This window comes from Bacillus sp. LR_5, assembly GCF_042709275.1.
This window is the reverse complement of sequence record NZ_JAVAXX010000239.1, coordinates 1-9870: the sequence shown is the minus strand read 5'-3', so window position 1 is coordinate 9870 and position 9870 is coordinate 1. Positions and strand designations below refer to the sequence as shown.

The window sequence follows — 9870 nt, the reverse complement described above, 5'->3', positions numbered from 1 at the left end:
AGCATCAAAGCAAGTTAGCCTTTTTGTATCAGTACTGTCGCTTGAGCCGCTATTCCTTCCGCTCGGCCTGTAAATCCAAGCTTTTCTGTTGTTGTTGCTTTTACATTTACTTGAGAAACGTCCGCCTCAAGCCCTTCAGCGATTCTTTGTCTCATATCTTCTATGTACGGCAGCATCTTTGGCTTCTGTGCAATGATGGTGCAGTCAATGTTTCCAAGAACATACCCCTTCTGTTTCACGATCCCCCAGACATGCTGAAGTAATTTGAAAGAATCTGCGTCCTTGAACTCGGGATCAGTATCAGGAAAATGCTTGCCGATGTCGCCTTCTCCAACAGCTCCGAGGCAGGCGTCAGCGACTGTATGCAGCAATACGTCTGCATCAGAATGGCCGAGCAGCCCTTTTTCATACGGGATTTCAATTCCGCCAATAATAAGAGGGCGCCCCTCCACTAATTGATGTACATCAAATCCTTGTCCAATTCTAAACATGATTATTCCTACTTTCTGATTCCATGATAGCTTCAGCTGACGTTAAATCGTCTGGCGTCGTCAGCTTAATATTTGTATAGCTGCCTTCTACAACGCGGACCGAACCGCCTTCCATTTCTTCAACGAGGCTGGCGTCATCCGTCCCTAAAAATCCCTTATACTCCGCCTCAGCGTGGGCCTTCATCAATAAAGAAAGACGAAAAGCTTGTGGCGTTTGGACAGCCCACAAGCTTGAACGTTCAATCGTCTCACTGACTTGTAAATCTTGAACGCGTTTAATCGTATCTTTTACCGGGACAGCGAGGATGGCCGCTCCTGTCTGTTCCGCTTCAGCGATCAGTTCGTCAATTTGTTCATGCTTTATAAAAGGCCGGGCGCCGTCGTGAACAAGGACTATCTTTTCTTGTTTCACGGCTTTCAGCCCTTTATAAACACTGTGCTGACGCTCATCTCCGCCTGCCACAAGCTCAATAGCGGTTTGAAACGGATAATCGGCCAGCAATTGCTGAAAGTGCTCCCGCTCGCGCTCATTAATCACCAAAATGATTTTTTCGCACGGCCGGTGGCTGTCAAACACTCTTAACGTGTGAATGATCACCGGGTCTCCTTTCAGCTCAATGAACAGTTTATTTCTCCCTGCCTTCATCCGTTTTCCCTGTCCGGCTGCAGGAATCACCACATCATAACTCATTGTTTTTCTCCCTTTACAGCGCCTTCTCCAACAGCTTGGGCTTAGCAAAAATCATTCGTCCCGCTGCTGTTTGCAGCACACTTGTAACGAGTACATCAATATGCTTGCCGATATAATTGCGTCCTTCTTCAACAACAATCATCGTACCGTCATCCAAGTAGGCAACTCCCTGATTATGCTCTTTCCCGTCCTTAATGACCTGAACATTCATTTCCTCGCCAGGAAGCACAACAGGCTTGACCGCATTGGCAAGGTCATTAATGTTTAGTACTGCTACCTTCTGAAGCTCGCATACTTTATTTAAATTAAAATCATTCGTCACGACGACCCCGGATGTCAGCTTAGCGAGTTTGACGAGCTTGCTGTCAACCTCCTGAATATCTTCAAAGTCGCCTTCATAAATTTCAACTTCAATGTCTAATTCTTTCTGAATGCGGTTCAGGATATCGAGACCGCGTCGTCCTCTGTTTCGTTTTAAAACATCTGAAGAATCAGCAATATGCTGCAATTCCTCAAGGACAAACTGCGGAATCACGATAACTCCCTCTAAAAACCCAGTCTGACAAATATCTGCTATTCTCCCATCAATAATAACACTTGTGTCCAAAATTTTCAGCTTCTTGTCCTGAACCTCATGTTCTTCATCGGCTGTTCCTTTTTTCTTTTGCATTCTGGCGGAAATAGAAAACAGGCTGATCAATTCATCCTTTTTCTTAAAGCCCACCTGGAAACCGAGATAACCAAGGAAGAACGCTAAAAACACAGGGATGATTGTGCTGAATATGCGGTAAGGTATATTGTCTAAAGGAATAACATTTACGATAAGATAAGCGATTATAAGTCCAAAAACCAGGCCAAGACTTCCAAATAACAAATCTGGAACCGGCGCTTTTAACAATGAATCCTCTATCCACTTCACCCAGTTCACAACGTATTCTGTACCCCATATACTGATGAGAAAAAAGATAATTGCTCCTATTGCCGCAGACGTATATGCGTTTGTTATTAAAGGTATGTCCTGTATACTTAACAGTACAAACAATTCAGGTATTAAAAATATACCAACAACGCCGCCAAAGATAATGAAGAACGCCTGAACTATTCGTTTTAACATACCCCCACCTCCTTTTTTAACATTTTATTTCACAAAGTTTTATGCATCCTACGAATATCAGAATAAACAAAAACCAACATTAATATACCCGTATTCATAAGGTTTTAACCGAAATCACAGCTGTCTGTCTAAATAATGCTTCTCTTGCAGGCGTTTTAATCCTTTTTTGATTTTTTGGGCTCGTACTTCACCGATTCCCTCAACTTCATCTAATTCTTCTGCACTCGCCTCAATAATCCTTGGTAGGACTCCAAATGCTTCTACAACATTTTCAACAATCGGCATCGGAAGACGCGGTATCTTATTTAACAGCCTGTATCCTCTAGGCAATACATAATCGTCAAGATTTGTAGAAGCCGGATAACCGAGCAGCTTATACACAATGGAATCATCCAGCAGATCATAACTAGACATATCCTGCAGCTCTTTCAAGAGAACAAACGGATCTTTAATCTTTTCTTTCACATAATCCTTAATAAATAAAGCAGCCTCTTCTTCCATATCCGTAATCAATTCAATGACTTGCAGCTTAATCAGATGTCCTTCTGTCCCCAGCTCTTTGATATACATGTTGATTTCGTTTTTGATTCTCAGCACCATTTCATAACGATGCATGACAGACAAGACATCACTGAAGGTAACAAGCTCCTCAAACTCTAATGCATTCAGTGCGTTAATCGTTTTGTCGAGGATTGTCTTATATTTTTCAAGTGTTTGTATAGCTTGGTTCGCTTTGGTTAAAATAAATCCTATGTCTTTTAGTGTATACTTCATGTTTTCCTGATATAACGTTATAACATTTCTTCTTTCAGAAATAGCGATCACGAGGCAGCCAGTTTGCTTAGCTACTCTTTCGGCAGTACGGTGCCGCATTCCTGTTTCTGACGAAGAAATTGTGGCATCTGGCATCAGCTGAGTATTGGCGTAGAGGATCTTTTGACCTGAATCACTTAAAATGATTGCTCCATCCATTTTAGCCAGCTCATATAAATGAGCCGGAGAAAAAGCCGTGTTTATGTGAAAGCCGCCGTCCACCACTTCTTTTACTTTATCATTATATCCAACAACAATCAGACCGCCTGTATTTGCTCTCAAGACGTTTTCCATCCCTGCTCTGAGCGGTGTACCCGGAGCAACAAACTGCAATATAGATGACAGGTCTAACTCTTGTTTCGCCCCTTTTTTCTCTTTTTCCATCTATTATCCTCCTAATGAAGTACGAAGCGCCTCTGCAACATTTGCTACTCCGATAACCTCAATCCCTTTTGGTTTTGTCCATCCATCCAGATTTGCCGCGGGTATGATCATTCGTTTAAAACCGAGCTTAGCCGCTTCTTTCACACGCTGTTCAATTCTTGAAACCCGCCGAACTTCTCCGGTTAATCCCACTTCTCCTATAAAACAATCTGCAGGATTTGGAGGTGTATCTTTAAAGCTGGACGCGATGCTGACCGCAATGGCAAGATCAATTGCAGGTTCATCAAGCTTTACGCCGCCGGCCACTTTCAAATAAGCATCCTGATTTTGCAGCAGCAGCCCAACTCTTTTTTCTAACACGGCCATTAACAGAGAAACCCTGTTATGGTCTATTCCTGTTGCCATACGCCGCGGATTGCCAAAGCTTGTTGGCGAGATGAGCGCCTGGATTTCAACGAGAATCGGTCTTGTGCCCTCCATAGAAGCAGTTATGCTTGAGCCTGCGGATCCCGCTGAGCGTTCTTCCAAGAAAATTTCTGAAGGGTTCAAAACCTCAGTGAGCCCCTCTTCGCGCATTTCGAAAATGCCCATTTCATTTGTAGAACCAAAACGGTTTTTTACAGCCCGCAAAATACGGAAAGTATGGTGACGTTCCCCTTCAAAATATAAAACAGTGTCAACCATATGCTCCAACAGTCTCGGCCCTGCAATAGACCCTTCTTTCGTCACGTGCCCTACGATAAAAATCGGAATGCCTTTTGTTTTTGCAATTTTCATCAGCTCAGCGGTACATTCTCTGACCTGTGACACACTGCCCGGAGCCGATGTAATGTCACTTTGGTAAACCGTTTGAATAGAGTCTACAACGACAAACGCTGGATTCATCTCTTGTATAGCAGACGAAATATACTCCATATCGGTTTCAGATAAAACATGCAGTGACGGACTATTAATACCAAGACGATCTGCTCTCAGTTTCGTTTGCTTTACCGATTCTTCTCCCGAAATATACAGCACACTGTTCGATGAATCTGATAATTGAGCGGAAACCTGCAGTAATAACGTTGACTTTCCGATACCAGGATCGCCGCCGATTAAAACGAGTGAGCCTTTGACAACGCCCCCGCCGAGCACCCTGTTAAACTCGCCAAGCTGGGTTTTAACCCGGGGTTCTTCTGATGTTTCGATTGATGTAATAGGTGAAGGTTTCTGTACAGTTTGCACTGAATGAGAAAAAGCCGCTCTCCGATTGGCCGGCGCTTTTTTTATCATTTCTTCCACCATAGTATTCCAAGCACCGCAGCCCGGACATTTTCCCATCCATTTTGGAGACTCGTAACCGCAGGATTGGCAGATGAATTTCGATTTTGTTTTAGCCATATATAGTGTAAGACCTCTCCCTTGTTCTATTTCTTGATATGAAAGTGAGGCATACACTTACATGCTGTATGCCTCATTTTCGTCTTCTATATTAATTCGTTTTAGCAGTCGTTTTTACGACAAATTCGCCGTCTTCTACATCGAGAACGATATGCTGTCCTTTATGAATATTTCCTCTGAGGAGTTCTTCAGATAAACGGTCCTCGACATGTCTTTGGATAGCTCTTCTTAACGGACGGGCACCGTATTCCAAGTCAACGCCCTCTTCCGCGACTTTCGCTTTTGCAGCATCGGTCAATTCGATAGAAAGATCCTGTTCTTTCAGGCGTTTCGTTAATTGATCAGACATCAATGACACGATTTCAGTGAGATGTTTTTTCTCAAGTGAATGGAAGACAATGATTTCATCAATCCGGTTGATAAACTCCGGTCTGAACGCACGTTTCAATTCACCCATCACTTTATCTTTCATGTCTTTATGATTTTGCGTCTCATCCTGAACGTTAAAGCCGACATATTTATTGCGTTTCAGCTCACTTGCTCCGACGTTTGACGTCATAATCAGAATGGTATTACGGAAATCGACTGTACGTCCCTTAGAATCAGTCAATCGTCCGTCTTCAAGAACTTGCAGGAGGATATTGAAGACATCAGGGTGCGCTTTCTCAATCTCATCAAGAAGCACAACAGAGTAAGGTTTTCTTCTGACTTTCTCTGTTAATTGGCCGCCTTCATCGTATCCCACATATCCCGGAGGTGAACCGACAAGTCTTGAAGTTGAGTGTTTTTCCATGTATTCAGACATATCAATTCTGATCATGGCTTCCTCATCACCGAAAATGGATTCAGCAAGTGCTCGCGCAAGCTCTGTTTTACCAACACCTGTAGGGCCTAAGAAAATGAATGAGCCGATTGGGCGTTTAGGATCTTTTAATCCTGCTCTTGCACGTCTAACTGCTTTTGCAACAGCTACAACTGCTTCATCCTGGCCAATGACACGGGAGTGAAGAATGCTTTCCATATTGAGAAGCTTATCTGTTTCAGTTTGGGCGATTTTAGATACAGGCACCCCAGTCCAGCTGGATACAACCATCGCAATATCATCAACAGTAACCTCTGAGTTCTCCTGCCCTTGCTTCTCTTTCCATGATTTCTTCGTATCCTCTACTTGCTCGCGCAGGCGCTGCTCAGTATCACGCAAGGAAGCTGCTTTTTCAAACTCTTGGCTTTGCACTGCCGCATCCTTCTCTTTACGAACCTCATCAAGCTTCTGTTCAAGCTCCTTTAAGTTAGGAGGCGTTGTAAAGGAGCGCAGTCTCACCTTTGAACCCGCTTCATCAATTAAGTCAATTGCTTTATCCGGGAGGAAACGGTCAGAAATATATCTGTCAGAAAGCTTAACCGCAGCTTCAATGGCATCATCTGTAATTGATACTCGGTGGTGAGCTTCATATCGGTCACGCAAGCCTTTTAAAATTTGAATACTTTCATCTGCAGACGGCTGATCAACCTGTATCGGCTGAAAACGGCGTTCCAACGCTGCATCTTTTTCAATATATTTACGGTACTCATCAAGAGTCGTCGCTCCAATACATTGAAGTTCACCGCGAGCAAGTGAAGGTTTTAAAATGTTAGATGCGTCAATGGCACCTTCTGCTCCGCCCGCTCCGATTAATGTATGAAGCTCATCGATGAATAGAATGATGTTTCCTGCCTGGCGAATTTCATCCATGACTTTTTTCAGGCGATCCTCAAATTCACCGCGGTATTTTGTGCCGGCAACAACTGTTCCCATGTCTAATGTCATCACGCGTTTATCGCGCAAGATTTCGGGAACTTCGTTATTGATAATTTGCTGTGCCAAACCTTCTGCGATAGCCGTTTTACCTACACCTGGTTCACCAATGAGAACAGGGTTGTTTTTCGTTCTGCGGCTTAACACTTCGATCACACGCTGAATTTCCTTGCTTCTGCCGATTACCGGATCAAGGCTGTCTTCCTTCGCAATAGCAGTTAAGTCTCTTGCCAAGCTGTCAAGCGTAGGCGTATTCGCATTGCTGTTTGTTCCTGTCGCTGATGATCCTGTTTCATTGCTTCCAAGAAGCTGTAGCACCTGCTGTCTTGCTTTATTTAAGCTGACACCGAGGTTATTCAGCACTCTCGCAGCAACACCTTCACCTTCGCGAATCAGACCAAGAAGAATATGTTCTGTCCCGACATAAGAATGCCCGAGTTTTCTTGCCTCATCCATTGAAAGCTCAATGACTTTCTTAGCTCTAGGAGTGTAATGAATCGTTTGAGACATTTCCTGCCCGCGACCGATCAAACTTTCAACTTCTTTTTGAATTTTATCTGAACCAAGCCCAAGCGCTTGTAGAGCTTTAGCAGCAATCCCTTCACCTTCTCGTACCAGTCCTAATAAAATATGCTCAGTGCCAATGTTATTATGACCTAAACGGAGTGCTTCTTCCTGTGCAAGCGCCAGTACTTTTTGAGCTCGTTCTGTAAATCTTCCAAACATCATATCGATTCATCCTCCTGTCTTTTCCCATTCATTTCTAAGTGAAGCCGTTCTCTGATGAGAGCCGCTCTTCGAATGTCCCTTTCGTTCGGACGCAAAGCGCCTCCCGAGTACTGCTGTAAAAATCCTGGCTGTGTCAAAATCATTAGTTCATTAAGTATGTTGCTTGAAAGTCCTTTAATAATGCCTAGATCTATGCCTAATCGGACATCTGAAAGGCACTTTGCAGTTTCTTTCGATTCTATCATCCGGCAATTGGACAAGACCCCATAAGACCGATATACCTTATCCTCAAGTTCAATTTTAGAGGTTTGGTAAAGCGCTTCTCGGGCAGATCGTTCTTGTTCAATCAGCTGGGCAGCAACACTGTTAAGGTCATCCACAATATCCTGCTCTGACTTACCAAGCGTGATCTGATTTGAAATTTGAAAGATATTTCCTACTGCTTCGCTGCCTTCCCCATAAATTCCTCTAACAACTAAGCCTAATTGATTAATTGCCGGTATAATTCGATTTATTTGCCTAGTTAAAACCAGTGCCGGCAGATGCATCATGACTGAAGCCCTTAAACCCGTACCTACATTTGTAGGACAGCTGGTTAAGTAGCCCCTTTGCTCATTAAATGCATAATCAACTTTTTCTTCAATCCAGTCATCGACCTGGTTTGCGGCTTTCATTGCCTCTAAAAGCTGAAATCCAGGAAAAAGACACTGAATTCTAATATGATCCTCTTCATTTAGCATGACGCTTACTTCTTCATTTTCAGAAAGCAAACAGCCGCCAAAAGGAGACTCTGTCAGATTCGGACTGATGAGATGTTTTTCAACAAGTACACGCTTTTCTAAAGGCTGTGCATCATTCATTCTGATCAAAACGAATTTTCCGATTCCAGGAATTTCTTGTTCTGAAAACTGATCTTCAAATTGCTGTATGATGGATGAGGCTTCTTCATTGGAATACCGCGTAGGGAACCTTATATGTTCAAAGTTCCTTGCTAAACGTATGCGGCTGCTGAGTACAATGTCACTTTCAGGTCCTTTCTGCTTCATCCAACTGCTTAGTGCGTCCTGAATAAAATGCTTTAGCGACATTACCCCTGTTCCTCCTCACTATCTTTACTTTTGAGTGATTGTTCTAATGAACGAATTTGATCTCTCACATGAGCTGCGTTCTCAAATTCTTCTTGATGGATTAAGGATTCTAATTCTTTTTTCAGCATGTCAATCTGCCGTCTGACATGGAGATTGCCGCCTATACGTTTCGGTATTTTCCCAGCATGCACAGTGTTACCGCTGTGCACTTTACGTAAGATAGGTGTAATGTTGCTATGAAATGTTTTATAACATTCAGAACATCCAAAACGGCCGATTTTTCTAAATTGCTGAAAAGTCATTCCGCATTTTGGACAAGCTGATATTTGCTCCGAGTGACTGAACATTTGAGTTCCTGCATTCTGGAATGAAGAATCCATGTTCAGCAAACCCGAAAGTAAATTATGAATAGAGAAACCTTGATTTGCACTTATACCGTATGAATCACTATTTTCTTTGGCACATTGTTCACAAATATTAACTTCTATTTTTTCTCCGTTAACAACCTTTGTAAAGTGAAAAGTGGCTGGTCTCTCGTGGCACTCTTGACAAATCAATCTTTTCACCCGCTTATTTTAATTTTAAAGAAGTCAGCATAGCCTTCATCATTCTCGCTCTTAATTCATCACGTTCAGGCAAGTCAATGTGTAAAACCGAGCGGTCCATCACGCTGACCATCATTTTTGCTTCTCTTTCTGAAATCACCTTGTCTTCTAATAGCCTTAAAATAATGTCATCAGAGGCTGCTTGAGACAAATGGGTATTAATTTGAGAAATAATATTATTAATCAGGACAACTTCATTGTTCATTTTAATTTTAATGATTCTGATGTAACCGCCGCCCCCGCGTTTGCTCTCAACAATATATCCTCTTTCGCTTGTAAATCTGGTGTTGATGACATAATTTATTTGGGAAGGAACGCATTGAAATTTATCTGCAATTTCACTTCGTTTAATCTCTAAAATTTCCTTGCCATTTTGATCTAACACTCGTTTTAAATATTGTTCAATGATGTCAGAAATATTATGTCCCACTCAACCCCCTCCTTTACTGACTTTGACTATATTTGACTTTAATCTTACTATAAGGCGTTTCTCGAGAATTTTCAACTTTCTCGCTCTATCCTTTATTATTTCCATTTTCCCAACCCATAAAACCTGATTGGCGATTTAAAATTCAGTGTAAAGTTATTATATTATACAATTAAAAGAAATTTTATGATACTAATAAACCAGAATACAAAAAAGGACAGCTCATATGAGCTGCCCTTTTTTCAATTGCTTGGCGGCGTCCTACTCTCACAGGGGGAAACCCCCGACTACCATCGGCGCTGAAGAGCTTAACTTCCGTGTTCGGCATGGGAACGGGTGTGACCTCTTCGCTA

Annotated in this window: 9 protein-coding genes and 1 rRNA gene; all 10 read right to left on the bottom strand. The window is 42.5% G+C overall.

Annotated features, from left to right (window positions below; genetic code table 11):
• Positions 1 to 14: 14 nt before the first annotated feature.
• Positions 15 to 491, bottom strand: a complete 477-nt coding sequence (gene ispF, locus RAC86_RS29610; protein ID WP_072182890.1) for a 2-C-methyl-D-erythritol 2,4-cyclodiphosphate synthase — start codon at positions 489 to 491, stop codon at positions 15 to 17.
• Positions 484 to 1182, bottom strand: coding sequence for a 2-C-methyl-D-erythritol 4-phosphate cytidylyltransferase (gene ispD / locus RAC86_RS29605; protein ID WP_014112333.1), 699 nt, complete (start codon positions 1180 to 1182; stop codon positions 484 to 486). Before ispD ends, ispF begins: the two co-directional genes overlap by 8 nt.
• A 13-nt stretch (positions 1183 to 1195) precedes the next feature.
• Positions 1196 to 2296, bottom strand: coding sequence for a PIN/TRAM domain-containing protein (locus tag RAC86_RS29600; RefSeq protein WP_014112332.1), 1101 nt, complete (start codon positions 2294 to 2296; stop codon positions 1196 to 1198).
• A 114-nt stretch (positions 2297 to 2410) separates the two neighbouring features.
• Positions 2411 to 3493 (bottom strand): DNA integrity scanning diadenylate cyclase DisA, encoded by a 1083-nt coding sequence (disA, locus tag RAC86_RS29595; protein WP_014112331.1) that lies wholly within the window; start codon positions 3491 to 3493, stop codon positions 2411 to 2413.
• 3 nt (positions 3494 to 3496) lie between these two features.
• Complete coding sequence (radA, locus tag RAC86_RS29590; protein WP_072565634.1) at positions 3497 to 4873, bottom strand: DNA repair protein RadA; 1377 nt, start codon at positions 4871 to 4873, stop codon at positions 3497 to 3499.
• Between the two features lie 91 nt (positions 4874 to 4964).
• Positions 4965 to 7397, bottom strand: a complete 2433-nt coding sequence (gene clpC, locus RAC86_RS29585) for an ATP-dependent protease ATP-binding subunit ClpC (protein WP_061188088.1) — start codon at positions 7395 to 7397, stop codon at positions 4965 to 4967.
• Positions 7394 to 8485: a protein-arginine kinase McsB gene (gene mcsB / locus RAC86_RS29580; RefSeq protein WP_061188087.1), complete on the bottom strand. Its 1092-nt coding sequence runs from the start codon at positions 8483 to 8485 to the stop codon at positions 7394 to 7396. Before mcsB ends, clpC begins: the two co-directional genes overlap by 4 nt.
• On the bottom strand, positions 8485 to 9042 hold the full coding sequence (mcsA, locus tag RAC86_RS29575) for a protein-arginine kinase activator protein McsA (RefSeq protein ID WP_072565633.1): 558 nt from the start codon (positions 9040 to 9042) through the stop codon (positions 8485 to 8487). Before mcsA ends, mcsB begins: the two co-directional genes overlap by 1 nt.
• Before the next feature lie 13 nt (positions 9043 to 9055).
• A complete protein-coding gene (gene ctsR / locus RAC86_RS29570; RefSeq protein ID WP_003225724.1) occupies positions 9056 to 9520 on the bottom strand; it encodes a transcriptional regulator CtsR in 465 nt (154 codons plus the stop codon).
• Between the two features lie 245 nt (positions 9521 to 9765).
• A 5S ribosomal RNA gene (rrf, locus tag RAC86_RS29565) occupies positions 9766 to 9870 on the bottom strand; the annotation flags it as partial.

Excerpts from the sequence above, each read along its gene's own strand:
- radA (WP_072565634.1), bottom strand. The coding sequence starts at position 4,873 with ATGGCTAAAACAAAATCGAAATTCATCTGCCAATCCTGCGGTTACGAG.
- ispD (WP_014112333.1), bottom strand. The coding sequence starts at position 1,182 with ATGAGTTATGATGTGGTGATTCCTGCAGCCGGACAGGGAAAACGGATG.
- clpC (WP_061188088.1), bottom strand. The coding sequence starts at position 7,397 with ATGATGTTTGGAAGATTTACAGAACGAGCTCAAAAAGTACTGGCGCTT.
- RAC86_RS29600 (WP_014112332.1), bottom strand. The coding sequence starts at position 2,296 with ATGTTAAAACGAATAGTTCAGGCGTTCTTCATTATCTTTGGCGGCGTT.
- disA (WP_014112331.1), bottom strand. The coding sequence starts at position 3,493 with ATGGAAAAAGAGAAAAAAGGGGCGAAACAAGAGTTAGACCTGTCATCT.
- mcsB (WP_061188087.1), bottom strand. The coding sequence starts at position 8,485 with ATGTCGCTAAAGCATTTTATTCAGGACGCACTAAGCAGTTGGATGAAG.
- ispF (WP_072182890.1), bottom strand. The coding sequence starts at position 491 with ATGTTTAGAATTGGACAAGGATTTGATGTACATCAATTAGTGGAGGGG.